The organism is Brevundimonas sp. (assembly GCF_013912065.1).
Taxonomy (GTDB): Bacteria; Pseudomonadota; Alphaproteobacteria; order Caulobacterales; family Caulobacteraceae; genus Brevundimonas.
The window spans coordinates 30,815-56,584 of the sequence record NZ_JACESA010000006.1; the positions used below are offsets into that span (position 1 = coordinate 30,815).

At 67.6% G+C, this 25,770-nt stretch carries 24 protein-coding genes and 1 tRNA gene; 12 read left to right on the forward strand and 13 right to left on the reverse strand.

Annotation, left to right across the window (positions count from 1 at the left end):
- Positions 1–91: 91 nt before the first annotated feature.
- From putA to dapD, 4 genes are read left to right on the forward strand one after another with little or no spacing between them, the layout of a single operon-like run.
- Positions 92–3,223 (forward strand): bifunctional proline dehydrogenase/L-glutamate gamma-semialdehyde dehydrogenase PutA, encoded by a 3,132-nt coding sequence (putA, locus tag H2037_RS06645; RefSeq protein WP_292119376.1) that lies wholly within the window; start codon positions 92–94, stop codon positions 3,221–3,223.
- Between the two features lie 50 nt (positions 3,224–3,273).
- A complete protein-coding gene (gene argB, locus H2037_RS06650) occupies positions 3,274–4,203 on the forward strand; it encodes an acetylglutamate kinase (protein WP_292119378.1) in 930 nt (309 codons plus the stop codon).
- The gene (locus H2037_RS06655) at positions 4,200–4,859 is read left to right on the forward strand and encodes a pyrimidine 5'-nucleotidase (protein WP_292119381.1); all 660 of its coding nucleotides are present in this window, start codon (positions 4,200–4,202) and stop codon (positions 4,857–4,859) included. Before argB ends, H2037_RS06655 begins: the two co-directional genes overlap by 4 nt.
- Complete coding sequence (dapD, locus tag H2037_RS06660) at positions 4,856–5,713, forward strand: 2,3,4,5-tetrahydropyridine-2,6-dicarboxylate N-succinyltransferase (protein WP_292119384.1); 858 nt, start codon at positions 4,856–4,858, stop codon at positions 5,711–5,713. The genes H2037_RS06655 and dapD overlap by 4 nt, the downstream gene beginning before the upstream one ends.
- Here the strand turns inward: dapD and H2037_RS06665 are convergent, their stop codons facing one another.
- From H2037_RS06665 to fsa, 8 genes are all read right to left on the reverse strand, one after another.
- Positions 5,714–6,856 carry an ATP-binding protein gene (locus H2037_RS06665; protein WP_292119388.1) on the reverse strand — a complete coding sequence of 381 codons (1,143 nt, stop codon included), beginning with the start codon at positions 6,854–6,856 and terminating at the stop codon, positions 5,714–5,716.
- Positions 6,857–7,188: 332 nt separating this feature from the next.
- Positions 7,189–7,689 (reverse strand): ferritin-like domain-containing protein, encoded by a 501-nt coding sequence (locus tag H2037_RS06670; RefSeq protein ID WP_292119389.1) that lies wholly within the window; start codon positions 7,687–7,689, stop codon positions 7,189–7,191.
- Between the two features lie 88 nt (positions 7,690–7,777).
- Entirely contained in the window at positions 7,778–9,712 is a 1,935-nt protein-coding gene (gene thrS / locus H2037_RS06675; RefSeq protein WP_292119391.1) for a threonine--tRNA ligase, read from the reverse strand.
- Positions 9,709–9,957 carry a membrane protein insertion efficiency factor YidD gene (gene yidD, locus H2037_RS06680; RefSeq protein ID WP_292119394.1) on the reverse strand — a complete coding sequence of 83 codons (249 nt, stop codon included), beginning with the start codon at positions 9,955–9,957 and terminating at the stop codon, positions 9,709–9,711. Before yidD ends, thrS begins: the two co-directional genes overlap by 4 nt.
- A 79-nt stretch (positions 9,958–10,036) precedes the next feature.
- Positions 10,037–10,492 carry an iron-sulfur cluster assembly scaffold protein gene (locus H2037_RS06685; RefSeq protein WP_292119396.1) on the reverse strand — a complete coding sequence of 152 codons (456 nt, stop codon included), beginning with the start codon at positions 10,490–10,492 and terminating at the stop codon, positions 10,037–10,039.
- A gap of 37 nt (positions 10,493–10,529) precedes the next feature.
- The gene (locus H2037_RS06690; protein WP_292119399.1) at positions 10,530–11,459 is read right to left on the reverse strand and encodes a tyrosine recombinase XerC; all 930 of its coding nucleotides are present in this window, start codon (positions 11,457–11,459) and stop codon (positions 10,530–10,532) included.
- Positions 11,441–12,154: a DUF484 family protein gene (locus tag H2037_RS06695; RefSeq protein ID WP_292119771.1), complete on the reverse strand. Its 714-nt coding sequence runs from the start codon at positions 12,152–12,154 to the stop codon at positions 11,441–11,443. The genes H2037_RS06690 and H2037_RS06695 overlap by 19 nt, the downstream gene beginning before the upstream one ends.
- 36 nt (positions 12,155–12,190) lie before the next feature.
- Positions 12,191–12,844: a fructose-6-phosphate aldolase gene (gene fsa / locus H2037_RS06700; protein WP_292119401.1), complete on the reverse strand. Its 654-nt coding sequence runs from the start codon at positions 12,842–12,844 to the stop codon at positions 12,191–12,193.
- Between the two features lie 30 nt (positions 12,845–12,874).
- On the opposite strand from fsa, the gene H2037_RS06705 reads away from it, so the two are divergent.
- Positions 12,875–15,037, forward strand: a complete 2,163-nt coding sequence (locus tag H2037_RS06705; protein WP_292119402.1) for a primosomal protein N' — start codon at positions 12,875–12,877, stop codon at positions 15,035–15,037.
- A gap of 7 nt (positions 15,038–15,044) precedes the next feature.
- On the opposite strand, the gene H2037_RS06710 is transcribed toward H2037_RS06705, so the two are convergent.
- Positions 15,045–15,121 (reverse strand) — tRNA-Ala (locus tag H2037_RS06710).
- A 240-nt stretch (positions 15,122–15,361) separates the two neighbouring features.
- Here H2037_RS06710 and H2037_RS06715 point away from each other — a divergent pair.
- From H2037_RS06715 to H2037_RS06740, 6 genes are all read left to right on the forward strand, one after another.
- Positions 15,362–15,790 (forward strand): DUF2141 domain-containing protein, encoded by a 429-nt coding sequence (locus H2037_RS06715; RefSeq protein WP_292119404.1) that lies wholly within the window; start codon positions 15,362–15,364, stop codon positions 15,788–15,790.
- Positions 15,791–15,815: 25 nt separating this feature from the next.
- Positions 15,816–17,282 (forward strand): carotenoid oxygenase family protein, encoded by a 1,467-nt coding sequence (locus H2037_RS06720; protein WP_292119405.1) that lies wholly within the window; start codon positions 15,816–15,818, stop codon positions 17,280–17,282.
- 67 nt (positions 17,283–17,349) lie between these two features.
- Complete coding sequence (locus tag H2037_RS06725; protein WP_292119408.1) at positions 17,350–18,477, forward strand: acyltransferase; 1,128 nt, start codon at positions 17,350–17,352, stop codon at positions 18,475–18,477.
- A gap of 48 nt (positions 18,478–18,525) precedes the next feature.
- Positions 18,526–19,056, forward strand: a complete 531-nt coding sequence (locus H2037_RS06730) for a CHAP domain-containing protein (protein ID WP_292119410.1) — start codon at positions 18,526–18,528, stop codon at positions 19,054–19,056.
- 40 nt (positions 19,057–19,096) lie between these two features.
- Entirely contained in the window at positions 19,097–19,894 is a 798-nt protein-coding gene (locus H2037_RS06735) for a tryptophan 2,3-dioxygenase (RefSeq protein WP_292119413.1), read from the forward strand.
- A gap of 93 nt (positions 19,895–19,987) precedes the next feature.
- Positions 19,988–20,473, forward strand: coding sequence for a PA2169 family four-helix-bundle protein (locus tag H2037_RS06740; RefSeq protein WP_292119416.1), 486 nt, complete (start codon positions 19,988–19,990; stop codon positions 20,471–20,473).
- 69 nt (positions 20,474–20,542) lie between these two features.
- Here the strand turns inward: H2037_RS06740 and rplS are convergent, their stop codons facing one another.
- Genes rplS through H2037_RS06755 form a run of 3 tightly spaced genes read right to left on the reverse strand, consistent with a single transcriptional unit; the run spans position 20,543 to position 23,599 of the window.
- On the reverse strand, positions 20,543–20,968 hold the full coding sequence (rplS, locus tag H2037_RS06745; RefSeq protein ID WP_292119419.1) for a 50S ribosomal protein L19: 426 nt from the start codon (positions 20,966–20,968) through the stop codon (positions 20,543–20,545).
- Between the two features lies 1 nt (position 20,969).
- On the reverse strand, positions 20,970–21,695 hold the full coding sequence (gene trmD / locus H2037_RS06750) for a tRNA (guanosine(37)-N1)-methyltransferase TrmD (protein WP_292119422.1): 726 nt from the start codon (positions 21,693–21,695) through the stop codon (positions 20,970–20,972).
- A gap of 44 nt (positions 21,696–21,739) precedes the next feature.
- Positions 21,740–23,599 (reverse strand): DUF885 domain-containing protein, encoded by a 1,860-nt coding sequence (locus H2037_RS06755; protein ID WP_292119425.1) that lies wholly within the window; start codon positions 23,597–23,599, stop codon positions 21,740–21,742.
- A gap of 185 nt (positions 23,600–23,784) precedes the next feature.
- On the opposite strand from H2037_RS06755, the gene H2037_RS06760 reads away from it, so the two are divergent.
- Complete coding sequence (locus tag H2037_RS06760) at positions 23,785–23,922, forward strand: entericidin A/B family lipoprotein (protein ID WP_292119427.1); 138 nt, start codon at positions 23,785–23,787, stop codon at positions 23,920–23,922.
- Between the two features lie 55 nt (positions 23,923–23,977).
- On the opposite strand, the gene H2037_RS06765 is transcribed toward H2037_RS06760, so the two are convergent.
- A complete protein-coding gene (locus H2037_RS06765; protein WP_292119429.1) occupies positions 23,978–25,747 on the reverse strand; it encodes an MFS transporter in 1,770 nt (589 codons plus the stop codon).
- Positions 25,748–25,770 lie beyond the last annotated feature (23 nt).

Below are 25,770 nucleotides of genomic sequence, written 5' to 3' on the forward strand. Positions count from 1 at the left end.
CGAAGAATCATCGGCCCAGGCGCATATCATACGAAGCACCTTCCCGAAACTCGGGGATATACGGCGGAAATCCACAGGACATGACAAGCCCATGACGCCCGCCGCCTTTTCGCCTTCGAGCCTGGCCGTTTGGGACGGGCTGGACCATCGTAAATTCCACGACGAGCGCGCCGCCGTCGCCGACAATCTGGCGCGCACGCCGCTGGACGCCGCCGAGCGCGCGGCCGTGGTCGCGGAAGCCACGGCCCTGGTCGAGCAGGCCCGCCGCAGTCAGAAGAAACAGGGGGTGGTCGAAAGCTTCCTGCAGCAGTTCAGCCTGGGCACGCGGGAGGGCCTGGCCCTGATGTGCCTGGCCGAGGCCCTGCTGCGCGTGCCTGACGAAGAGACCCGCGATCGGCTGATCGCCGAGAAGATCGGCTCGGCCGACTGGGCCAGCCACCTGGGCCAGTCGGACAGCCTGTTCGTCAACGCCTCGACCTGGGGACTGATGCTGACGGGCAAACTGGTCGATGTCGACGACGAGGCGCGCAGCGACCTGCCCGGCTTTCTGAAGCGGATCGCCGGCCGCCTGGGCGAGCCGGTCATCCGTCAGGCGGTGGCGACCGCGGTCAAGATCATGGGCGAACAGTTCGTCGTCGGCCGCACCATCCAGGCCGCGCTGAAACGGTCGAACAAGGAAGGCTGGCTGTGCAGTTTCGACATGCTGGGCGAGGGAGCCCGCACCGTCGCCGACGCCGACCGCTACGAGAAGATCTACGCCGACGCCATCGAGGCCGTGGGCAGGACGTCGAAGGGCCAGGGGCCCGAGCACGGCCACGGCGTCTCAGTGAAACTGTCGGCCCTGTCGCCCCGCTATGAGGCGACGCACGAGGACGGGGTCTGGGACAATCTCTATCCCCGCGTCCTGCGCCTGGCCCAGATCGCGGCGAAACACGACATCAACTTCACCATGGACGCCGAGGAGGCGGACCGACTGGCCCTGTCGCTGAAACTGCTGGATCGGCTGGCCCATGAGCCCAGCCTGGGCGGCTGGACCGGGCTGGGCCTGGCGGTTCAGGCCTATCAGAAGCGTGGGCTGGAAACGGTCGAACGGGTCGCCGACCTGGCCCGTCGCTCGGGCCGCCGGCTGATGGTGCGTCTGGTCAAGGGCGCCTATTGGGACACCGAGATCAAACGCGCCCAACTACATGGTCGAACGGACTATCCGGTCTTCACCACCAAGGCGGCGACCGACCTGAACTATCTGGTCTGCGCCCACGCCATGATCGCCGCCTCGCCGGCGATCTATTCCCAGTTCGCCAGCCACAACGCCCATACCCTGGCCGCCGTGCGTCGCATGGCGCGGGACCGGGGCGTCGCGGTCGAGCACCAGCGCCTGCACGGCATGGGTGAGGCGCTTTACGACGCCGCGCGCGAGGCCTGGACCGATGAGACCGTCATCGTCCGCGCCTATGCTCCCGTGGGAGGGCATGAGGAGCTGCTGCCCTATCTGGTGCGGCGCCTGCTGGAAAACGGCGCCAACTCCTCCTTCGTCCACGCCCTCCTGGACGAGCGCGTGCCCGCCTCGGCCGTGGCGGCCGATCCCATCTCCCTGGTCGAGCAGGCGCCCGACCGTCACCCCAAGATTCCGGTTCCCAAAGACATGTACGGCGATCGTCAGAACTCCCTCGGCCGCGACTATTCCCAGGCGGCGGATCGCGACGCCCACGCCCGGGCGCTGGACATGCTGGATCGCGAAAAACTGACCTCCGGCCCCATCGTCGGCGGCAAGTTGCGCGCCGGGATCGCGCCCCAGGACGTGACCAATCCGTTCGACCGGTCCCAGGTTCTGGGTCATGCGTCGGAAGCGGAAGCCGCCGACATCGACGCCGCCGTCCACGCCGCGGCGCAGGCCCAGGTCGGCTGGGACCGTCAGGGCGGGGCCAAACGCGCCGTGGTCCTGCGGGCCATGGCCGACGCGCTGGAGGCCGATCTGGATCGTCTGGTCGCCCTGCTCAGCCGCGAGGCGGGCAAGACCCTGAACGACGGCGTCGCCGAGGTGCGCGAGGCCGCCGACTTCTGCCGCTACTACGCCCTGCTGGCCGAACGCGATTTCACCGCCCCCCAGACCCTGAAGGGCCCGACCGGCGAGACCAATCAGTTGATCCTGCACGGCCGGGGCGTCTTCGCCGCCATCAGCCCGTGGAACTTCCCCCTGGCCATCTTCACGGGCCAGATCGCCGCCGCCCTGGCCGCCGGCAACGCCGTCCTGGCCAAGCCCGCCGAACAGACGCCCCTGATCGCCGCGGAGGCTGTGCGCCTGTACCACAAGGCCGGTCTGAACCCCGACCTGCTGGCCCTGGTCCCCGGTCGCGGCGAGACGGTCGGCGCGGCCCTGGTCACCAACCCCGGGATCGACGGCGTCGCCTTCACCGGCGGCACCGAAACGGCCGCCGCCATCAACCGCGCCATCGCCGCCCGCCCCGGCGCCATCATCCCCTTCATCGCCGAGACCGGCGGCCTGAACGGCATGTTCATCGACACCACGGCGCTGAAGGAACAGGTCATCGACGACGTCATCCAGTCGGCCTTCGGCTCGGCCGGCCAACGCTGCTCGGCGCTACGCGTCCTCTATGTGCCCAAGGACTCGGCCGACGCCCTGATCGAAGGCCTGAAGGGCGCCCTGGCCGTCCAGACCGTCGGCGACCCCGCCGATCCCAGGACCGACATCGGCCCGGTCATCGATCCCGAATCTCGCCGCGCCCTGGAAGCCCACGTCGAACGCCTGGCCCGCGAAGCCAGGATCGTCGCCCGCGCCGACCTGCCCATCGGCTCAGAGAAAGGCGACCTGTTCGCCCCCACCATCGCCGAGATCCCGACGCCCGACTTCCTGGAGCGCGAGGTGTTCGGCCCCATCCTGCACGTCTATCGCTACGACCCTTCCGACCTGAAGACCGTCGCCTCCAGACTGGCCACGCGCGGCTACGGCCTGACCCTGGGCGTCCACAGCCGCATCGAGGCCTTCGCCGCCGAAGTCGTCGAGCTAGTCCCCGCCGGCAACGTCTATGTGAACCGCTCCATTACCGGCGCCGTGGTCGGCGTGCAACCGTTCGGCGGCGAGGGATTATCGGGCACCGGTCCGAAGGCCGGCGGCCCCAACAGCCTGATCCGCTACGCCGCGGAAAAGGCGATCAGCGTGAACATCGCCGCCCAGGGGGGCGATCCAGCGCTGTTGAACTTGTAATATCCTTCCCGCGTGACTTCCCCCCCATCCCCCGCTATCTCGCGCCCGTGATGAACGAAACAGAACGCCAGTCCGAGGAACGCAGCTGGGAGACGGCGAAGACGCTCGCCGAGGCCCTGCCCTATATCCAGGTCTATGACCGCGAGACCGTGGTCATCAAATACGGCGGCCACGCCATGGGCGAGAGCGCGGTGGCGCGTCAGTTCGCGGCCGATGTGGTGCTGCTGAAGCTGATGGGGGTCAACCCGGTCGTGGTGCACGGCGGCGGGCCGCAGATCAGCGCCATGCTGGAAAAGGCGGGGGTGAAGTCCAGCTTCGTCGACGGGCTGAGGGTCACCGATCCGGCGACGATGGAGGTGGCCGAAATGGTCCTGTCCGGCGCCGTGAATAAAGAGATCGCCCACTGGATCACCATGGCGGGCAAGGAGGCCGACGTGCGCGGCGTCGGTCTGTCGGGCAAGGACGCGGGCCTGCTGACGGTCGAAAAGACCCGCCGGACCAAACGCGATCCCGACAGCATGATCGAGCACGAGGTCGATCTGGGCTATGTCGGCGAACCCACCAAGGTGGATCCCAAGCTGATCAAGGGGCTGATCGCGTCGGAGACCGAGGACTGGGTTCCGGTCATCGCCCCGATCGGGGTGGCCGAGGACGGACAGACCTATAACGTCAACGCCGACACGGTGGCGGGCGCAGTGGCGGGTTCGTTGGGTGCCAAACGGATGCTGCTGCTGACCGATGTGGCCGGCGTCAAGGGCGCCGACGGCGAGATCATCCGCCAGATGACCCTTGAGGAAGCGCAAGGCCTGATCGACACCGGCGTCGCCAACGGCGGCATGATCCCCAAACTGGAGACGGCCATGGCCGCGGTGCGCGCCGGGGTCGAGGCCGTGGTCATCCTGGACGGCCGCCGACCGCACGCCATGCTGGTCGAACTGTTCACCGAATTCGGCGCCGGCACCCTGGTGAAGGCGTCTTGAACGACCTGTCGCATGTCCGCGCCTGGGTGTTCGACATGGACGACACCCTGTATCCGCGCGACCAGGGGCTGATGTCCCTCGTCCAGGCGCGGATCAACGCCTATGTGGTCGAGGCCGTCGGGTTGGAGCCGCAGGAGGCGCGGGTGCTTCAGCGCCAGTTTCTGGACGAGCACGGCACGACCCTGGCCGGATTGATGGCCAATTATACGATCGATCCCGAGGACTTCCTGCACGCCGTCCATGATGTGCCGCTGGACGGGGTCGAGCCCAATCCGCGCCTGGCCGAACGGCTGAAATCCCTGCCGGGGCGCTGTTTCGTCTTCACCAACGGCGCGCGCGACTATGCGCACCGGGTTCTGGACCGGATTGGCGTCGCTGACTGTTTCGAAGGGGTGTTCGCCATCGAGGACGGCGACCTGACGCCCAAGCCTGCTCCTTCGGCTTTCCGCCGCATGATCGAACGATTTGATTTCGAACCCCGCAGCGCCGCCTTCTTCGAGGATACGCCGAAGAACCTGGAGCCGGCCAAGGCCCTGGGCATGGCGACCGTCCTGATCGGCGACGGCCACGGCAAGCCCCTCGGCGACCACATCGACCGGATCGCCCCCGACCTTCTGGACTTCCTCAACACCCTGACCTTCAAGGACGCCGCATGACCGACCTGTCGCATCTCGAATCCGTCATCGAGGCCGCGTGGGAAGACCGCGCGAACGTCTCGACCGCCACCCACGGCGACGTGCGCGACGCGGTCGAGACGGCCTTGGCCCTTCTCGATTCCGGCGAGGCCCGGGTCGCCTCGCGCGGCGAGGACGGCGTCTGGACCACGCATCAATGGCTGAAGAAGGCGGTGCTCCTGTCCTTCCGCCTGAACGACAACCAGATCATGCGCGCCGGCGACCGCGGCCCGACCAGCCATGCGCCGGGCGTCGGTCCCTATTGGGACAAGGTGCCGAACAAGTTCGGCGACTGGGCCGCCGCCGACTATCAAGCGGCCGGCTTCCGGTCCGTGCCCGGCGCCATCGTCCGCCAGGGCGCCTATATCGCCAAGAATGTCGTGCTGATGCCGTCGTTCGTGAACATCGGCGCCTTCGTGGACGAGGGGTCGATGGTCGACGCCTGGGCCACGGTCGGCTCCTGCGCCCAGATCGGCAAGAACGTCCACCTGTCCGGCGGCGCGGGCATCGGCGGGGTTCTGGAGCCGCTCCAGGCCAACCCGACCATCATCGAGGACGGCTGTTTCATCGGCGCCCGCGCCGAGGTGGCCGAGGGGGTGATCGTGCGCGAGGGCGCGGTCCTGGCCATGGGGGTCTATCTGTCAGGCTCGACCAAGATCGTCGATCGCGCCACGGGCGAGATTTTCCGGGGCGAGGTGCCGGCCTATTCGGTTGTGGTGCCGGGCGCCCTGCCGGACCCCAAGGGCGGTCCGTCGCTGTATTGCGCTGTCATCGTCAAACGGGTCGACGCCCAGACCCGGGCCAAGACCGGCGTCAACGAACTGCTGCGCGACTGATCAGGCGGCGACGCGACCCGCCTCAAGGCGAGGCTCTTCAAAGACCGCTTGAAGCGTAAAGGCGGACCCTTGGCCGGGGATGGACGACACGGTGATCTCGCCACCCATCATCCCCGCCAGCCGCTGGCAGATGCTCAGCCCCAGGCCGGTGCCGCCGAACCGGCGCGTCGAGGAACCGTCCACCTGAGAGAAGGGCTGGAACAGCCGCTCTACATCCTCGGCCGCGATGCCTATTCCCGAATCGATCACGCTGAGGCGAAGGCGCGTGCGCCCGTCCGCCACGGGTTCGCCCTCCAACACCAGTCGAACTTCACCTTGCGAGGTGAACTTGATCGCATTGCCCAGCAGATTGTGCGCCACCTGGGCCAGCCGCAGCGGATCAAGCTGTAGCAAGGGCGGGACGGCCCCCCGGGTTTCGGAAGTGAAGACCAGGCCCCGCGCCTCCGCCTGGGCTCTGAAGGGCCCGATCAGTCGGGGCATCAGGTCGCTGGTTCTCGTGTCAGCCAGATCGAGATCCATCTTGCCGGCCTCGATCTTGGTCAGATCGAGAATATCATTGAGCAGCACCATCAGGCCCTCGCCCGAGTTGCGGATCACGCTCACGAACTCCTTCTGGCGATCGTCGAGCGCCGACATCTGCAGAAGCTGGGCGGCGCCGAGTACGCCGTTCATGGGCGTGCGCAGCTCGTGCGACACCACCCCCAAGAAATTCGACTTGGCGATACTGGCGGCGTCGGCCCGGTCGCGCGCCGCCTCCAGTTCGGCGATCAGTTCGGCCTGCCGACGGTTCACAGCTTCCAGATCATTGTCCTTCATCTGGGTGATCGCCACCTTGATGATCAAGGCGAGGGCCAGAACCGGCGCCATGCTGAGCATGACCCAGAATCCGGACGTGCCCCACAGCAGTATGAACAGCACAATGACAACCAGAGAATACGGGGTCGACACGATCAGCGCCTCGCGGGGCGCGGCGCGCATCTGAGTGAAAACCAGCACATAGCCGGCGATCAGCAGGGCCACTCCCAGAACCACGCCCTGAGCTCCCCCATACAGAAAGGCCAGCAAGGGCGCAGCCGCCCACGCCACGCAGGAGATCGTGGCCACGCCCAGCTTGACGCGCTGGTGGCGAACCGTATCCGCCATCGCCAGGCCGCGATCGACAAAGGTTCGAACGAGGCCAAAAGCTGTCGCTGACGCGAACCACCCAACGGCCATCCCGGCGCCAACAACGGTCGAGAGCGCCAAAGCCCAGCTGCCGATGATCCAGTAGCGCATGTAGCCCGCAGCGACCAAACGCTGAAGCGCGGGTCTAGCGGTGGGGGCTGACTGCGTCATGGGTGGGTCTCCAAAGCCAGATCGAACCTGGATCGCCCACAACTAACATACAGTGAATGCTTGTCTTTTTCAGACACCAGTGTCCGATACCGGACATTCCGTCCGAAGGCGGGGGCGGCCGCAGCCGCCCCCCGAGAGGCTCAGGCGGCGCTCTTCATCGCGTCGGCGTTGACGGCGGCGTCGGCGATGCCGGTCAGGTCTTCGTCGGTCTGGGACTCTTCCTGCAGGGTCTCGTCCAGCAGGGATGCGGCGTCCTTCATGCCCAGAACCAGGGCCCAGCGCTTCAGGGTGCCGTAGCGGGTGATCTCATAGTGTTCGACCGCCTGGGCGGCGGCGAGCAGGCCGGCGTCAAGGGCGGGGTTGTCCTTGTATTCCTCCATGATCTCGTCGCCCTCGGCCAGGATGCCTTCGATGGCGTCGCAGGTCTTGCCGCGCGGGGCCTTGCCGATGATCTCGAACACCTGCTGCAGGCGTTCGATCTGGCCCTCGGTCTGATCCTTGTGCTTTTCGAAGGCCGCCTTCAGCTCCGGCGACTGGGCCGCGCGAGCCATCTTGGGCAGGGATTTCAGGATCTTGCGCTCGGCGTAATAGATGTCCTTGAGCGTGTCGTGGAACAGATTGTCCAGCGTCTTCTCGGCCATGGTGCGATCTCTCTTTTGATGGGGCGCGGGGGGCGCACACCACCAAAAGAGATGCGGGGGACGAATGTTCCTGTGTCCGAAATCGCGCTTAGGCCTCGGCGGCCCGCTTCAGGTCAGGCGGCGTCGCCTCTTCGGTCAGGATGCGCAGGGCTTCCTCGACCGTGACCACCGTCTGGTCCTGAGAGCCCAGACGACGCAGGGCCACCATGCCCTCCTCGGCCTCCTTGCGGCCGACCACGGCGATGACCGGAACCTTGCCGACCGAGTGTTCGCGGACCTTGTAGCCGACCTTCTCGTTGCGCAGGTCGATCTCGGTGCGCAGGCCGGCCGCCTTGAACCTCGCCACAACTTCGCGGGCATAGTCGTCGGCGTCGGAAGTGATGGTCGCCACCACCGCCTGGGTCGGAGCCAGCCACAGAGGGAAGGCGCCGGCGTAGTTCTCGATCATGATGCCGATGAACCGCTCGAAACTGCCCAGGATCGCCCGGTGCAGCATGACCGGGCGGTGTTTCTGGCCGTCCTCGGCGATGTAGTTGGCGCCCAGCCGTTCCGGCAGGACATAGTCCAGCTGGATCGTGCCGCAGGTCCATTCGCGGCCGATGGCGTCCTTGACAATGAAGTCCAGCTTGGGCGCGTAGAAGGCGCCGTCGCCGGGCGTGACCACCGGCTCGGTCCCGGCCGCACGGGCGGCTTCGGCCATCAGGGTCTCGGCCTTGTCCCAGAACTCGTCCGTCCCGGCGCGGTTCTCGGGCCGGGTGCCCAGGCTGATATAGGCGGTTTGCATGCCCAGGTCGGCGTGGACGCTGCGGGCCAGCTTGATGAACTCGGCCGTCTCCTCGACGATCTGGTCCTCGCGGCAAAAGATGTGGGCGTCGTCCTGGGTAAAGCCGCGCACCCGCATCAGGCCGTGCAGCGAACCGGACGGTTCATAGCGGTGGCAGGCGCCGAACTCGGCCATGCGCAACGGCAGTTCGCGATAGGACCGCTGGCCCTGGTCGAAGATCTGGACGTGGCCGGGGCAGTTCATCGGCTTCAGGCTCAGTTCCTCGCCCTCGACCGTCTCGCAGACGAACATATTGGGCCGGTACTTGTCCCAGTGGCCGCTCTGTTCCCAGAATTTGCGGTCCAGAACCTGGGGCGTCTTGACCTCGACATAGCCGGCGGCGTCCAGGCGGCGGCGCATATAGGCCTCCAGCACCCGCCACAGGACCCAGCCTTTCGGATGCCAGAAGACCATGCCGCGGCCTTCCTCCTGCATGTGGAACAGCTCCATGGCGCGGCCCAGCTTGCGGTGGTCGCGCTTTTCGGCCTCTTCCAGACGCTGCAGGTGGGCGTCCAGATCCTCCTTGGTCGCCCAGGCGGTGCCGTAGATGCGCTGCAGCTGCTCGCGCTTGGAATCGCCGCGCCAATAGGCGCCGGCCAGCTTGGTCAGTTTGAAGGCCTTGCCGACATGGCGGGTCGAGGGGAAGTGCGGGCCCCGGCACAGGTCGATCCAGTCGCCCTGCTTGTACAGGGTGATGGTCTCGTTCTCGGGCAGGTCGCGGATCAGCTCGGCCTTGAACTTCTCGCCCCGCGCCTCGAAGAAGACGATGGCCTCGTCGCGGTCCCAGACCTCGCGTTCGAACCGGGCGTCGCGATCGACGATCCGGCCCATTTCCTTTTCAATGGCGGCGAAGTCGTCGGTCGAGAAGGGCTCGTCGCGGTAGAAGTCATAATAAAAACCGTCCTCGATGGCCGGGCCGATCGTGACCTGGGTGCCAGGGAACAGGGTCTGGACCGCCTCGGCCAGGACGTGGGCCGTGTCGTGACGAATTGTATAGAGGGCGGCGGGGTCGTCGCGCATGATCAGGCGGAAGTCGCCTCCGGTCTCCAGCACCCGGCCCATGTCGCGCTGCTCTCCATTCAGCTCGGCAAGCACCGCCTTCTTGGCCAGGGAGGGCGAGATCGAGGTCGCGACGTCGCGCGCCGTCGAGCCGGACGGATACTGACGCACGGCGCCGTCGGGGAATTTCAGATCGATCATGACTGTTCTTTTTCGTCGGTCTTCAGAGGCGGAACCGGGTCATAGCCCGAACCGCCGAAGGGGTGGCATTTACAGAGGCGGCGCACGGTGAGCCATCCCCCCTTCAGCGGACCGTGCTGGATCAGGGCGTCGCGCCCATAGTCCGAACAGGTCGGCAGAAACCGGCACTGCTGGCCGATCAGGGGGGACAGCGTCAGCTTGTAGCCCCGATGGGCCGCGCGGACGCCGCGTTCATAGAGAGACATATGTCCCTTCGCCGGGGGCTGGATGGGTTCGCCGCGCTTATCCCCTGTCAAGCCAGGGGGATCAACCGGTCAGAGCCCGTCAGGCCGCGCCGGCGAGACGAGTTCGTTCGGAAAGCGCTTGTCTGACCGCCTCCAGCGTCGCCTCGACGGCCACCAGGGTCGAGGCGTGACGGGCGGGATAGTCGGCGACCTGTTTCAGCACGCGCAGATCCTCGAACCGGCCGGTCGGGCCGTCGCCGCCGGATTTCAGCATGGCCGAAAGCGCGTCGCGCGCGTGCGCGATCTCCTCGACCGAGGCGCCGATCACCGACTGGCCCAGCACGCCGGCCGCCGCCTGGCCCAGGGCGCAGGCCTTCACGTCCTGAGCGAATTCGGCCACGCGACCTTGGCCATCGAGCGTCACATCCACGGTAGCCCGCGATCCGCACAGTTTGGCGACCCGTTCGCCGGTCCCTTCAGGCGACGGCAAACGCCCGGCATGCGGCAGGTTGGCCGCCAGCGTCAGGATGCGTGCGCTGTAGAGATCGTCGATCATGCGCGGAAGATAGGAGGCGGCGGTCTTGAGGGAAAGCCTAGGCGCGCGGGTGGGCCGCCGCATAGGCGTTCAGCAGCCGGTCGGCGTCGACGGCGGTGTATTTCTGGGTCGTGGACAGGCTGGCGTGGCCCAGCAGATCCTGAATGGCGCGAAGATCGGCGCCGGCGCCAAGCAGATGGGTCGCGAAACTGTGGCGCAGGGCGTGGGGAGTGGTGCGCTCGGGCAGGCCCAGCCGGCCGCGCAGCCGCTGGACCGAGGCCTGGACGTGACGGGGGCTCAGTGGGCCGCCGCGCCGCGCGCGGAACAGGGCGTCGGCGGGCTGGAACGGGAATGGCTGCAGCGCCAGATAGGCGTCCACCGCCTGGCGCACGGCGTCCAGCACCGGCACGATCCGGGTCTTTGACCCCTTGCCCATGACCCGCAGGGTCTCGCCGAGGGGCGCGTCGGCGCGGGTCAGGGACAGGGCTTCCGATATCCGCAGGCCGCAGCCGTAGAGCAGGGTCAGGACCGCCCGGTCGCGCGCGGCCTCCCATGGCTCGGCGTCGGGGTCGGCGTCCGGCTCGGCCAGCAGGCCCCGCGCCTGGTCCTCCGTAACCGGACGCGGGAGGGACGGCTTGACCCGGGGGCCGCGCACCAGGGCCAGCTGGGGCGAGGCCGTGTCCAGCCGCCGGTCGAGAAAGGCGTGAAAGCCGCGAATGGCCGACAGGGTCTGGCTGAGGGATCGGGCCGCCAGCGGATGGTCCCCGGATCGCCGCTGGGCCATGTGAGCGCGCACCTCGGCCGCGGTGACGGTTCCCAGGTCGCTCAGCCTCAGGGTCTCGCCGCGATGGTGTTCGAGAAACCCGACATACAGCCGGCCGATATGGCCATAGGCCTCCAGGGTGCGGGGCGACAGACGGCGCTCGTGCGCCAGATGCTCGAGCCAGGCCGAAAGGGCGTCGGCGGCGGTCAGATCAACACCGGCCATCGCTCAGCCATCCGTTCCACGACCCGCGCGATGAAGGCCGCCAGCTCGCAGCCCATGGCCGGAGTGAACCCCTCGGCCTCGGGCGAACCGAAGGCGCACAGACAGGGGCGCGGCGGCTCGCCCGGCGTCAGATGCGGCGCCATCCGGACTAGGGCGACCGACTTGACCTGGTCCTCGACCGCGCCGAACAGGTCCAGCCCGTCGAACATCGGCCCCAGCCAGGTCAGGCCGTGCTCGCCCAGCAGATTGTCCACCGTACCGGCCTCCAGCGCGCGCCAGCCGAACGGAACTCCGCCCGGCTTTTCCAGCGCGATGGCGGCGCCGACCAGGCCGAACCGCCCCTGGGCCGCGCCGTCCAGCCGCCGGGCCAGGTCGGAATGACTGCGCGATTCCATCAGATCCAGGGTCGCCACATGGGTCTGGGTCTGGGCCGCGAAATTGGCGCGGGCGATCATTTCGATCTCGCGTCGCGCCCCGGCCTCGCGCTCGACCACCGCCTCCAGACGCGTCAGGGCGGCGGCGCCGAACTCGACCACGTTGCGGCCGTGCGGGCGCAGCCCGATCTCCTCGAGCAGGGAGCGGTCGTCCAGCAGGGTCTGCGGATGGGTCTGCAGCCAGCCGCGCACATCCGGCCAGTGCAGGCCGTCGCCGAGGTGCGGGCTTGCGTCCGTTTCCGACGTTTCGAACAGGTCCAATGAGCCGCTCAACAGACCTCTCCGGAATACGCGGTGTTACAGAATAGACTGACCGGTCTTGCCCCAGTCGGCCATGAAGGCATCAAGACCCTTGTCGGTTAACGGGTGCTTTACCAGGGCCTTGAATGTGTCGGCGCCGAAGGTGGCGGCGTCCGATCCCGCGACGGCCGCAGCGGCCACATGGGCGACGTTGCGCAGCGAGGCGGCCAGGATCTGGGTCTCGAAACCGTGGACGTCATACAGGACGCGGATCTCTTCCAGCAGGGCGATGCCGTCGGCGCCATTGTCTTCCAGCCGGCCGACGAAGGGCGAGACGAAGGTGGCGCCGGCCTTGGCGGCCAGCAGGGCCTGGGCGGCCGAGAAGCACAGGGTGACGTTGGTCTTGATCCCCTTGTCGGTGAAGACGCGGCAGGCGCGCAGGCCGTCCCAGGTCAGGGGCAGTTTCACCACCACGTTCGGGGCGATGGCGGCCAGCTTGTCGCCCTCCTTGACCATGGTCTCGAAATCGAGCGAGACGGCCTCGGCGGAGATCGGCCCCTCGACGAGCGCGCAAATCTCAGCGATGACCTCGGCGATGTTCCGGCCCGACTTGGCGATCAGCGACGGATTGGTGGTGACGCCGTCCACCATTCCGGTGGGGACCATGTCCTTGATGACGGCGACGTCGGCGGTATCGAGAAAGAGTTTCATGGACGGCTTCATAGCCGAGGGCGCGTTTCGGTGAAAGTCGCCTCGGTCCTCATTCCCCTGCCGGTGCCGGAAGCCTTCGACTACGAGGTTCCCGAGGCTCTGAGCCTGGCGCGTGGCGATCAGGTCGCCGTGCCCCTGGGGCCGCGCCTGATGCGCGGGATCGTGTCCGAGGTGTTCGAGACCACCGGATCGAACCGGCGGCTGAAAGCGGTCGATTCCCGGCTGGACGACCCGGCGCTCCCCTCCCGCGTCGTCGATTTCGTCGAATGGGCCGGGCGCTGGACCCTGTCGCCGCCGGGCGAGATGGCGGCGACGGCGCTGAAGGGGCTGAGGGCGCCGCGCCCCCGGCCGGAACGCCGGGTCCGACGTATCGGCGACCGGCTGCCGGCCCGCGCCACCCCGGCCCGTAATGGGTTGCTGGAGGCGCTGGGCCAGCGGATGATGGCGGGCGCCGATCTGGCGCGGGCGGCCGGGGTTTCTTCCGGCGTGATCAAGGGACTGATCGACGAAGGCGTGCTGGAGGTCGTCGAGATCGCCGCCGAGGCCGCCTTCGATCCGCCCGACCCGGACCACGCCCCCGCCGCGCTGAACGGCGACCAGGCGGCGGCGGCGGCGGCCCTGGCCGAAGGGGCGGTCGGCGGCGGCTTTCGTCCCTTCCTGCTGGACGGGGTCACGGGCTCGGGCAAGACCGAGGCCTATCTGGAGGCGGTCGCGCGGGTTCTGCGCGCCGATCCGGCCGCCCAGATCCTGATCCTCCTGCCCGAGATCGCCCTGACCCAGGCCTTGATCGAGCGGATCACGACCCGGTTCGGCGCGGCTCCGGCCGAATGGCATTCCGGCATCGCCCCGCCACGCCGCCGCCAGGTGTGGGAAGCCGTGGTCGCCGGTCGGTGCAATATCGTGGTCGGGGCGCGGTCGGCCCTGTTCCTGCCCTTCGTCAACCTGCGCCTGATCGTCGTCGACGAGGAGCACGACGGCTCGTTCAAACAGGAGGAGGGTCTCGTCTATCATGGCCGGGATCTGGCGGTGGCGCGAGCGCGGATCGAGGAGGCGGCCGTGGTCCTGGCCTCGGCCACCCCATCGCTGGAGACGCTGTGGAACGCCCAGTCCGGTCGCTACGACTGGCTGAAACTGGGCGCGCGGCACGGGACGGCGGTCCTGCCCGACATCGACCTGGTCGATCTGCGCCAGGCCCCGCCCGACCCCCAGACCTGGCTGTCCCAGACCCTGCGCCTGGCCGTGGCCGAGACCCTGGCGCGCGGCGAGCAGAGCCTGCTGTTCCTGAACCGGCGCGGCTACGCCCCCGTGGTCCTGTGCCGGGCCTGCGGCCACCGGCTGACGGCGCCGGACACGGACAGCTGGCTGGTCGAGCATCGCTATACCGGCCGTCTGGTCTGCCATCTGACCGGCTTCTCCATGGCGCGGCCCAAACTGTGCCCCTCGTGCGGGGCCGAGGATTCGCTGGTCTCTGTCGGCCCCGGCGTCGAACGGGTCGAGGAGGAGGTGCGCCAGCTGTTTCCCCAGGCGCGGACGGCGGTGTTCAGTTCGGACACCGTGCCGGACGCCAAGTCGGCTCGCGCCCTGATCCAACGGATGACCGACGGCGAGATCGACATACTGGTGGCCACCCAGGCGGCGGCCAAGGGGCACAACTTCCCCCGCCTGACCCTGGTCGGGGTAGTGGACGCGGACCTCGGCCTGCGCGGCGGCGACCTGAGGGCGGCCGAACGCACCTATCAGCTGCTGGCCCAGGCGACGGGACGGGCGGGACGGGCCGACCGGCCTGGGCGCGCCCTGTTGCAGACCTGGACCCCCGAACATCCGGTGCTTCAGGCCCTGGCCGCCGGGGATCGCGACGCCTTCGTCGAGGCGGAGATGGCCGAGCGGGAAGCCGCCTCCCTGCCACCCTATGGCCGGCTGGCGGCGATCATCCTGTCCAGCGAGAATGCGGCGGCGGTCGAGAAGGTCGCCGCCGACCTGGCCCAGGCCATACCCAACGCCGAACGTCTGGAGGTCTATGGCCCCGCCGACGCGCCCCTGGCCCTGGTGCGCGGGCGGCGGCGCAAGCGTCTGCTGGTGCGAGCCGATCGCAACGTCAATCTGCAGGCCTTCCTTCGCGCCTGGCTACAGCGGGTCAAGGTGCCTGCATCCGTCCGACTGACGGTGGACGTGGATCCCTATTCCTTCCTCTGAGAGAGGATGGAGGCCTGGCCTCCGAGTCGAACGGAGGGTTTTCGGGCTTGCAAGCCCGCCGCGTAGCCACTCCGCCACCAGGCCCTGACGCGTTCAGACTGCCACAAGCTTCGCCGTGGCGTGTGTCGTCGGCGTTTCGATGTGTAACGGACCGTAGCGGCGAAATGGGGCGCGTCTGTTCGCGTTTCGCTGATCGCCGCAGGCGTCCGTTCGCGAACCCAGGACGTTCATTCCCGCATGTCCGATGGCGGCGGCGCGGCGTCGACTTCAGGGTGAGGTCATCGAGGGCCGGTCGTCGGCCCGGTTCGAACAGGACGCCGCCCCATGAAGACCCGTTCCGCCCTTTGGGCCACCGCCGCCCTTTCCGTCGCCGCCCTGGCTTCGGCGCCGGCCTTCGCCGCAGACATCACCTTCGACTTCGATGTCGCCGCGCCGACCGGCCGGATCATGGTCGCCCTGTTCGACAGCGAGGCCAATTACGGCGGCGAGGGTCAGCCGGTCCGTTACGCCATGGTCGAGGCGGCGGACGCCCAAAAGACGGTCACCTTCGAGAACCTGCCAGACGGCGACTACGCCATGCGCGCCTTCCACGACCTCGACGGCGACGGGAAGATGAACACCAATCCGTTCGGCATGCCGATCGAGCCATTCGCCTTCTCGAACAATGCGGCCGCAAACATGGGGCCGGCGTCCTGGGCGCGGGCCAAGTTTGCGGCGACCGGCGCGGTCGTCCAGTCGATCAGCCTGAAATAGCCAGAACTCGCTTCGGAGCCCGACCATGATCCCGTCCCGCCGTTCCTTCCTGATGGGCGCCGCCGCCCTTTCCGCCGCCGTCGCCACGCCCGAGATGGTCCGCGCCGCCGCCGCCCTGGATGTCGCCGCCGACTGGGCGATCGCAACGCGCGACGTCGAGGACGATGTGGCGCGCCAGACGATGCGTCTGATCCACGGCCGGGCGCCGACCGGCCTGCAGGGCGCCCTGTTCCGTAACGGGCCCGGCCGGTTCCGGCGACCGGGCGGCTCGGTCACCCACTGGTTCGACGGCGACGGCCTGATGCGCGCCTTCCGTATTCACGACGGGCAGGCGACGTTGGAAGCCCGGTTCGCCGACACGCCCAAACGCCGCGTAGAGACCGAACTGAATGCGGTCGTCACCCCCGGTTTCGGCACGCGTGGCGACCCTCGCGCCCGCGTCGGCTCAAACGACGACGCCAACGCCGCCAACACCGCCGTTATGGCAGTCGGAAATCAGGTCTGGGCCCTGTGGGAAGGGGGCTCGCCGCTGGCGATGGAGGCGTCCGATCTGTCGACGCGAGGCTTCGTCACCCTGCGCGACGACCTGAAGGCCATGCCGTTCCAGGCCCACCCTCGCCGCGCCCCGGACGGCTCCATCTGGAACGTGGGTACAGCGGGCGACCGGGCGGTGATCTGGCGGCTGAACCCGGACGGCGGCCTGAACCAGGCCGAGGTCATCCGTCTGCCCCGCGCCAGCTATATGCACGACTTCACCGCCACGGACCGCCACCTGATCCTGGTGCTCCAGCCCTGGGTGTTCGAACGTCAGGCCCTGCCCGTCATCGACGGCTTGGCGTGGCGGCCCGAGGCGGGAACTCAAGTGATGGTGCTGGACAAGGACGACCTGACCCGTCGTCGCCTCTACGATCTGCCGGGCTTCTTCCACTTCCATCTGGGCGACGCCTGGGCCGAGAACGACGGCACGATCCGCTTCGATGTCGCCGCCAGCGGCGATCCGCGTTTCGCCGTCGATGGCGCGCGGGTGCTGGTCGAGGGGCATGGCGTCGTACCGGGCGACCCGGCCAGGTTGAGCCTGATCACCCTGCGCCCGGACGGCCGCGCCGAGATGGCCACGACCGAGGCCATCGGCGAATTCCCCAAGGCCGATCCCCGCCGCCAAGGGCTGAAGCGCAGTCTCACGGCTCACACGAGCGGCGAAACCCAGGGGCGGCCACTGCCGACCGGCCTGGCGGTGCAGGACTGGGACAGCGGCCGGTCGCGCGGTTTCCACTTCGGTCCGCATCATGTGGTCGAAGAGGCGGTCTTCGTGCCCAAGCCTGGCGCGACGGCCGAAAGCGACGCCTGGCTGGTGGGGCCGTCGATCAATCTGCAGGCCGGTCGAACCGAACTGCATGTCTTCGACGTGGCGCGGATCGAGGACGGGCCGGTCGCGACCTGGCAGGCGGACCTCGCCCTGCCCGCCGGCTTCCATGGGGCTTGGGCAGGGTAGGCGCCCGGCGGGTACGGAGTTTGCGGGCCTTCACGGTTCACAAAGCCTGACGTGCCAAGGTGAGACCATGACCCCCGTCCAGACTCCCGCCGATCTTCGCCCCATCACCGCACTGCGCTTCGGCGCGGCGATCTGGGTGGCGGTCTATAGTTTCTGGGAAAACCTGGCCGGCGCCGGCGCATCCGAGCTGGTCGCCAAGGGCTATCTCGGGGTTGAACTCTTCTTCGTCCTGTCCGGCTTCATCCTCAGCCACGTCTATCTGCAGGCGGCGGGGGAGAAGCGGTTTTCGTATCGCGGCTTCCTGTGGGCGCGGGTGGCGCGGGTCTATCCGCTGCATGTCGCGACCCTGGCCGGGGTGGGCCTGCTCGCCGCCGCCGCCCTCACGGCGGGGATGAGCGTTGACGCCAACGTCCTGTCCTGGCCGTCCCTGCCGGCCAATCTGCTGATGGTCCACGCCTGGGGCCTGGCGCCGGTCGCCGGCTGGAACCATCCGTCGTGGTCGATCTCGGCCGAATGGTTCGCCTATCTCTGCTTCCCCCTGTTCGCCTTCGTCTTCTGGCGCCTGCGCGACCGGCCCGTCGCGGCGGTGGCCGGCGCGGCGGCCTTCCTGGCGGGGCTGTATGTCGTGTTCGAACAGGTCGCGGGCTTCTCGCTGACCGAGGCGACCATCCGCTGGGGCGCGCTGCGGATCGTGCCCTGTTTCGCGCTCGGCTGCGCCCTCTACCTCGTCTATCGCAAGGCGCCGCTAAAGACGCCCTTGATCGCTTCGGCCGTCTCGTTCGGCCTGATGGTGCTGAGCGCGGCCCTGGGCCTGTGGGACGGGATCACCGTGCTGCTGGCCGGCGCCCTGATCCTGTCGCTGGCCTCGCTACCGAACGAACGCGCCGGATGGCTCGCCTCCAAACCGGCGGTCTATCTGGGGGAGATCAGCTATTCGGTCTATATGGTCTGCGTGCCGTGGAAACTGCTGGCCGTGGGCCTCGCGGCCAAGCTGACGGACGCCCCCGACAAGCAACTTCAAATTTTCGTGTGGTTGGCGATTCTGGCCCTTTTGCCCGTCGTCGCGGCCGTCTCCTACCACCTGGTGGAACGCCCGGCTCGCAAGGCTTTGAGAGGGGTGGCCGAACGGCGGAAAACGGCGTCAAGCGCCGATACGCCTGACGGCGGTACGCCGAAAAGGGTTTTTCAATCCTAATTCCCTATGATCTAACAAGATCATCGGCAGTCGGGATACAGCCTCAGCATGACGAAACGGCTCAAAGCCGCCGCGGTTGCGGCGACCCTCGGTTTTTTTGCGTTGGGCGTAGCTCCCTCTTCCGCAAAGGCTGATGAGCCGTACTGGCAATGCGTAACCTTCGCCCGCATGTTCTCGGGCATCAACATCTTCGGCGACGCTTGGACCTGGTGGCGTCAGGCCGCCGAGAAGTTCCGCACCGGGGACGCGCCAGAGACCGGATCGGTCCTGGTTTTCCGTCCGGAGGGCCGCATGAGCCGGGGCCACGTCGCCGTCGTTTCCGACATCCTGACCGACCGGGTGGTGCGCGTAACCCACGCCAACTGGGGCGGCAGCCGCGGCAAGGTCGAGGAGAACGTCACCGTCGTCGATGTTTCGCCCGCCAACGACTGGTCGCAGGTCAAGGTCTGGTACAATCCGATCAGCGACCTGGGCACGACCGTCTATCCGACCTACGGCTTCATCTACAAAGGCGCACGCGACGCCTTCGACACCGGCCGCCAGATCGCGTCCAACGCCTCGGCCCAAGGCCAGCACTAGGCCGGCTTGCGCCTCCGCTCCTCGCGGGCGATAGCGGCGCATGACCCAATCTCCCGACATCACCTACGCCAGCTATCTGGCGCTCGACGACCTGCTCTCGGTCCAGCATCCGCTGTCGGACCAGCACGACGAGATGCTGTTTGTCGTCATTCACCAGACCAAGGAACTGTGGCTCAAGCAGATCCTGCACGAGGTGGCCCTGGCCCAGTCCATGGTGCGGGCCGGCGATCTGGTGCCCGCCTACAAGAGCCTGGCCCGCGTCAGCCGCATCCAGGCGGTCATGACCCAGAGCTGGGACATCCTGTCGACCATGACCCCGGCCGACTATCTGCGGTTCCGGGGTTCGCTAGGCTCGTCCTCGGGCTTCCAGAGCGACCAGTTCCGCCGGTTCGAGGCCATGCTGGGGCTGAAGGATCCAAGCTTCCTGAAGTTCCACGCCGACCGGCCCGAGGCTCTGGCCGCGCTGGAAGCCGCCATCGCCGCCCCCAGTCTGTACGACGACGCCCTGGCCCAGCTGGCCAAGGCTGGTCTGCCCGTGCCGGCCGAGGTGCTGAACCGCGACGTGACCCTGCCCTACGAACCGTCCGAGGCGGTCGAGGCGGCCTGGCTGGAAGTCTATCGCGACACCGAGCGCTGGTGGGCCCTGTATCAGCTGGCCGAGAAACTCGTCGATCTGGACGACGCTCTTCTGACCTGGCGGCACAAACATGTGGTCACGGTCGAGCGGATCATCGGCCGGCGGCGCGGCACCGGCGGCACCGAGGGCGCGGCCTATCTGGCCTCGACCCTGACCAAGCGCTGCTTCCCCGAACTCTGGTCCCTGCGCACCGCCCTCTGACGCGGTCTTGATCGTCCGCACCGGGTCATATCCGCAACCTTCGCCGCGTCCGGCCATTTCGCGTCTGACCGCCACAGCGGAGGAGTCGACGAGATGACCAACCCCAACCTCCATGACATCAGGGTTCTGAACGGACTGATCGAGACCACCCTGGACAGCGCCGACGGCTATCGACAGGCCGCCGATGAGACCCAGGACCCTCATTACCGCAGCCTTTTCGAACGTCGCAGCGAAGAGCGCCGTCAGGTGGTCGAGGACCTGTCCGCCGCCGTGCGTGGCCTGGGCGGCGACCCCGAATCCCACGGCTCGATCCTGGCCAAGGCGCACCGGGCCTTCCTGGACATCAAACACGCCCTGCTGCGCAACGACGACAGCGTGGTCGGCTCCATCGACAGCGGCGAGGGTTTCATCGCCACGAAGTTCGAGAAGGCCCTTGGAGACGCCGAAATCTCGGCCGCCACCCGCGAGACCATCCGACGAGCCTATGAATCGGTGAAGACCGGGCACGACCAGATGGAGGGGCTGAAACACAGTCTGGAAGGTCAGAGGGACGCCTCCAACCCGCTGTTTCCGAACTGAGAACAGGCCATTGAAAAAGGCCCCGGCGTTTCCGCCGGGGCCTTGGTCATCGGGTCTGGAAGCCTGAAATCAGGCCTCTTCGCCGCCCTTGTCGGCCGAGCCCGTTTCCGGAACCACGGCGCCCTTGGCGGGACGGACCGTCTGGCGCTCGGCGATACGGGCCGACTTGCCGCGACGATCGCGCAGATAATAGAGCTTGGCGCGACGCACGACGCCGCGGCGCTTCACTTCGATCGATTCGATGTTCGGCGACAGAATGGGGAATTTGCGTTCGACGCCTTCGCCGAACGAGATCTTGCGGACGGTGAAGGTCTCGCTGATGCCGCCGCCGTCACGGGCGATGCAGACGCCTTCGAAGGCCTGGACGCGCTCACGCTCGCCTTCCTTGATCTTCACATTGACGCGCAGGGTGTCGCCGGGCTGGAATTCCGGGATCTTGCGCTCGCCTAGGACGCGGGCTTTTTCTTCGGCGTTCAACTGTTGAACGATGTTCATGTCATTCTCCTCGGGCTTTTGCGCCCTTTAGCTGTGATTTGGCGAGATGGGCCGCCCAGAGATCTGGACGTCTCTCCCGCGTAGTCTCTTCCCGCTGCGCCTCGCGCCATTGCGCGACCTTCTTGTGGTCGCCCGACAGCAGCACCTCGGGTATCTCAAGCCCCTCGAACGTCCGCGGTCGCGTGTACTGCGGGTGTTCCAGAAGCCCGTCCTCGAAACTCTCGGACGACAGGCTTTCCGCCGCGCCGAGCACTCCGGGGATCAGTCTTACGCACGCCTCGATCACGACCATGGCCGCCGCCTCGCCGCCGGCGAGCACCGCGTCTCCGACCGAGACCTCCTCGAACCCGCGCGCGTCGAGCACCCGCTGGTCCACCCCCTCGAAACGGCCGCACAGCACGACGATGCCGTCGGCCTTCGCCCATTCCTTGACGCGCGCCTGGGTCAGGGGTCGACCCCGGGCGCTCATGTACAAAAGCGGCCGCTGAGGCCCCGGCAGGCTATCCACCGCCCGAGCCACCACGTCCGCCTTCAACACCGCTCCCGGACCGCCGCCCGCAGGGGTGTCGTCCAGGAAGCCGCGCGTATCTGTGGAAAAGCCGCGAATGTCAACCGTATCCAGGCTCCACAGCCCCTTCTCCCGCCAGGCCGTGCCGATCAGCGACACGCCGAGCGGGCCGGGGAAGGCCTCGGGAAACATGGTCAGGACGGTTGCGGTGAAGGGCATGGCGCGCGCCCTTTACCGCCCCGTGACTAGAAAGGCGAGCCGGGTCAGGTCGTCGGCGCCCCGCCGCCCGCCGCGATCCAGGCGTCGACCTGGTCTTCCAGCACGTCCAGCGGCACCGAGCCGGAACCCAGGACCACGGCGTGGAAGTCCTTGATGTCGAACCGATCGCCCAGCGCCGCCTTAGCCCGGTCGCGCAACTCCTCGATCTTCAGCTCGCCGATCTTGTAGCTGGTCGCCTGGCCGGGATTGGTGATGTAGCGCTCGACTTCCTTTTCGATGTCGCGTTCGGACAGCAGGGAGTTCTGGCGGAAATAGTCCATCGCCTGTTCGCGGCTCCAGCGCTTGGCGTGCAGGCCGGTGTCGGTCACCAGACGCACGGCGCGCCACAGCTCGGTCGAGAGACGGCCGAAGTCGGAATAGGGATCCTGATAGAAGCCCATCTCCTTGCCCAGCTGCTCGGCATACAGCCCCCATCCTTCCGCGTAGGCGCCGTATCCGCCGAACCGGCGGAACCGCGGCAGACCCTCTATCTCTTGGGCGTAGGCGATCTGGAAATGGTGGCCCGGCGCCCCCTCGTGATAGCTGATGCCCTCGATCTGGGGTTTCAGCACCTGGGTCATGTCCGACAGATTGACGTAATAGATGCCGGGTCGCGACCCGTCCGGCGCCGGCGAATTGTAGAAGGCGATCGAGGCCGTCGCCTCGCGGAACGGCTCCACCGCCCGCACCTCCAGCGCCGCCTTGGGCAGGGTCGAGAACCACTGCGGGGCCGCCGCCATCACCTGGGCGATGAAAGCCCGCGCGTCGGTCAGATACTGTTCCTTGCCCTCAGGCGTATTCGGATACTGGAAGCGCGGATCGGTCTTCAGGAAGACGAAGAATTCCTGCAGCGAGCCGGTGAAACCGACTTGGGTCTTGATGGTCTCCATCTCGGCCTGGATGCGGGCGACCTCGGCCAGACCGATCTGGTGGATCTGGTCGGCGGTCAGGTCGGTGGTCGTCGAGAGCTGGAGCCGGGCGTTGTAATAGGCCTCGCCCTGCGGCAGGCGCCACACGCCCGCATCGCTGTCGGCCTTGGGCTGCACCTCGGCAAGGGCCGTCAGCACGGTCTCGAACCCGGCCTTGTAGGGGCCGGTCAGGGCGGCGCGGCCTTCGGACAGCAGCCGGTCCTTGGTCGCCTGATCCGCCTCCAGCGTCGCGACCTTCTTGTTGAAGTCGGCCCAGACGGGATTGTCCGCCCCGTCGTCAAACGGCGCGCCGGAGATGACGTTGCGGGTATTGGCGATGGAGGGTTCGAAGACGAAGCGGGGCGAGACCACGCCGGCCGCCGCGCGCTGGCGCAGTTCGTCGGCGACCTGGCCCATCTGGACCTGGGCGGCGCGCAGCCGGGAGACATAGGCCTCGGCGTCCGACACGCTGGAGACGCGGTGATTATTGATCAGGAAGACGGGCAGGCTGGTGGTCGGATTGCCGTTGGCGGCGAACTGAAAGCCCCAGTCGCGCCACTGGTTCGACAGCCGCGCCTGCTGGACTCCATATTCGAACATCCGCCACGACAGCTGCGCCTGAGGCCCCAGCTTCTTGGGATCAAACTCGGCCTTCATCCGGGCCAGCTGACTCTCGGACAGAGCCAGGGCGCGGTCGGCGGCGGCGTCCGACACATCGTCCAGCTTGTCATAGTCGGTCTTGATCCCCAGGGACGTCATCTGTTGCGGGCTGAGGGCGATGCGCGCCTGGAAAGCCTCTTCGAAGAAGGCGTTCAGACGCGCGTCCTCGCTCTGGGCCTGGGTCTGCGCCTGGGTCGATGGGACGGCTGCCGGCGCTACAGTTGGCGTTTGGGCGACGGCCGGAACGCCGGACAGCACAGCCAAGCCGGCGGCGGATGAGATCAGAAAACGACGCATGAACAACCCCTCGAAGAACAGGCTTTCACCTTCGAGGCGTCGGCTGGCTCTTGCAAGCGTCAACACATCGGCATGTCCTCAGCCAAGAAGTATCCGTCGAAATCGGATATGGCGCCGCTTGATGCAACCCAAGGCCAAGCTCGGCGTTTCGACGGAGCTTAACCATACCAACAAGGGGTTTCACCATGCGCAAGATCATCACCCTGTCCCTCGTCGCCGCCGCCCTGGCCGTCTCGGCCTGCAACACCATCTCGGGCGTCGGTCGCGACGTCTCGGCCGCCGGCTCCGCCGTCAGCCAGGGCGCCGAAAGCGCCAAGAACTAGGCTTGGGATTTCGTTCCGACAGGAAGGCCCGCTGATCCGGCGGGCCTTTCGCGTTTCAAGACGGCTGGCCCTCGGTCGCCGCGACGGCCGGGTCAGGCTCTTCTGTCTCTTGTCGGCCCTGAAGGGCGGTCTGTTTCGCGGCCACGACGAAGGCCAGGGCAATTCCGAACAAGCCGATGACGAAGGAATAGAGGAAGAAGGCGACATAACCGGCGCCGAGAGCGGCCGGGCTGACGCCGCTGGTCGCCGCGCCCGTAGTCAGCACGCCCTCCTGAAGATTGGCGAACAGGCCGCGCAGGCCAGCGAACGGCCCATTGCCCTCCGCCGCCCGCGCCGAAGCCTCGACGATCCGCCCCGACTGCGAAGCAATCAGCTTGCCGGGCAGGGCGTACAGGGAGGTGAACAAGGCGTACTGGGTCGCGGTGAAGCCGATCGACGTCAGACTGGACATATAGGCGATCAGGGCCGTGCCGGCGTATCCGCTGGAACTGTTGTCGATGCCGATGGCGATGGTCAGGGCCGACAGGCTGTGGCCCTGGGTCGCCAGCCAGGCGAAGATCAGGTTGGAGACCGGGCTCATGAAGGCGCCGATGACCATGGTCCGGATCAGGCCCAGACGGGCCACCGACCAGCCGCCGATGAAGACCCCCAGCGTGGTCATGATCACGCCAAACACCTTGCGCACCTCGGCCAGCTCCGTCTTGGTGAAGCCTAGGTCCAGATAGAAGGGCGGCATGATGTTCAGCACGAAGTCGGCCAGCCGATAGACGCAGATCAGGGCCAGTATCAGGGTCGCGACGCCCGAGAACCGCTTGTAGAAGTCCGCCACGGGCTGCCCGAACGACCCGGCCAGATAGGCGCCGGGACGGGTCTTCACGCCCGGCAGGGGCCAGCAGGCCAGGACCATCACCGCCAGGCCCAGGAAGACCGAGGCGAACTGCAGATAGACGCCCTCGGGCCTGGCCGACAGGGCCGCCGCCACCGCCGCCTTGCCGTCCGCCCCCAGACCGAACAGGCCGAACAGGGCGTTCAGCGGCGCCGACTGACCGGTCAGGCCCGAGCCCAGGAACATCGCCGCGGCGCCGATCACCGCGAGACGGGCGATCCATTCCGCCACTTCCAGTCGGGGCCGCGAAGGCACGTCGCCGACCGGAATGGGGCGGATCGAATGAGCTTTTTCGCGCGGCGCGAAGAGGACGCCGGCAATGCCGAACCCCATCAGGGCGGCCATCACCGCATAGGAAAGGTTCCAGTTGTAGAGATCGGCCAGCACCAGGGGCACGGCCCCGGCCACGATCATGGCGACGCGGTAGCCCATCTGATAGGCGGCGGCCATCGCGCCGTGGCGGCTGTCGTCGGCCGCCTCGATCCGCCAGGCGTCGATGACGATGTCCTGGGTGGCGCCGAAGAAACCGACCAGGGCCGCGAAACCGGCGACGGCGATCAGGGCGTTCCCGGGGTTCAGGGTCGAGATCGACCACAGGCCGAAGACGATTACGCCTTGCGTCACCAGCATCCAGGCGCGGCGATGGCCCAGAAGCGGCGTCAGCAGGGGCACGGCGGTGCGGTCGATCAGGGGCGCCCAGACGAACTTGAGCGAATAGGACAGGGTGGCCAGGGCGAAGAAGCCGATCGTCTCCAACGTCTGGCCGCTTTCACGCAGCCAGGCCGACAGGGTGTCGAAGATCAGCAGATTGGGCAGGCCGGCCGAAAAGCCCAGCATCAGCATGATGAAGACCCGCCGCTCGCCATAGACGGCAAGGCCGCCAAATCGACCGGCGGACCGGGCCGGAGCGGACGGAGCGGGGGTGGGCTGGTCGGTCATGCACGGCTCCGGCGGCGGCCGGT

Coding starts and splice junctions, on each gene's coding strand:
- argB (WP_292119378.1), top strand. CDS start 3,274: ATGAACGAAACAGAACGCCAGTCCGAGGAACGCAGCTGGGAGACGGCG.
- H2037_RS06665 (WP_292119388.1), bottom strand. CDS start 6,856: ATGGCGGATACGGTTCGCCACCAGCGCGTCAAGCTGGGCGTGGCCACG.
- H2037_RS06720 (WP_292119405.1), top strand. CDS start 15,816: ATGATCCCGTCCCGCCGTTCCTTCCTGATGGGCGCCGCCGCCCTTTCC.
- rplS (WP_292119419.1), bottom strand. CDS start 20,968: ATGAACATCGTTCAACAGTTGAACGCCGAAGAAAAAGCCCGCGTCCTA.
- putA (WP_292119376.1), top strand. CDS start 92: ATGACGCCCGCCGCCTTTTCGCCTTCGAGCCTGGCCGTTTGGGACGGG.
- H2037_RS06715 (WP_292119404.1), top strand. CDS start 15,362: ATGAAGACCCGTTCCGCCCTTTGGGCCACCGCCGCCCTTTCCGTCGCC.
- H2037_RS06740 (WP_292119416.1), top strand. CDS start 19,988: ATGACCAACCCCAACCTCCATGACATCAGGGTTCTGAACGGACTGATC.
- H2037_RS06755 (WP_292119425.1), bottom strand. CDS start 23,599: ATGCGTCGTTTTCTGATCTCATCCGCCGCCGGCTTGGCTGTGCTGTCC.
- H2037_RS06685 (WP_292119396.1), bottom strand. CDS start 10,492: ATGATCGACGATCTCTACAGCGCACGCATCCTGACGCTGGCGGCCAAC.
- H2037_RS06730 (WP_292119410.1), top strand. CDS start 18,526: ATGACGAAACGGCTCAAAGCCGCCGCGGTTGCGGCGACCCTCGGTTTT.
- H2037_RS06725 (WP_292119408.1), top strand. CDS start 17,350: ATGACCCCCGTCCAGACTCCCGCCGATCTTCGCCCCATCACCGCACTG.
- trmD (WP_292119422.1), bottom strand. CDS start 21,695: ATGCCCTTCACCGCAACCGTCCTGACCATGTTTCCCGAGGCCTTCCCC.
- H2037_RS06765 (WP_292119429.1), bottom strand. CDS start 25,747: ATGACCGACCAGCCCACCCCCGCTCCGTCCGCTCCGGCCCGGTCCGCC.
- H2037_RS06670 (WP_292119389.1), bottom strand. CDS start 7,689: ATGGCCGAGAAGACGCTGGACAATCTGTTCCACGACACGCTCAAGGAC.
- thrS (WP_292119391.1), bottom strand. CDS start 9,712: ATGATCGATCTGAAATTCCCCGACGGCGCCGTGCGTCAGTATCCGTCC.
- yidD (WP_292119394.1), bottom strand. CDS start 9,957: ATGTCTCTCTATGAACGCGGCGTCCGCGCGGCCCATCGGGGCTACAAG.
- fsa (WP_292119401.1), bottom strand. CDS start 12,844: ATGAAACTCTTTCTCGATACCGCCGACGTCGCCGTCATCAAGGACATG.
- dapD (WP_292119384.1), top strand. CDS start 4,856: ATGACCGACCTGTCGCATCTCGAATCCGTCATCGAGGCCGCGTGGGAA.
- H2037_RS06760 (WP_292119427.1), top strand. CDS start 23,785: ATGCGCAAGATCATCACCCTGTCCCTCGTCGCCGCCGCCCTGGCCGTC.
- H2037_RS06690 (WP_292119399.1), bottom strand. CDS start 11,459: ATGGCCGGTGTTGATCTGACCGCCGCCGACGCCCTTTCGGCCTGGCTC.
- H2037_RS06735 (WP_292119413.1), top strand. CDS start 19,097: ATGACCCAATCTCCCGACATCACCTACGCCAGCTATCTGGCGCTCGAC.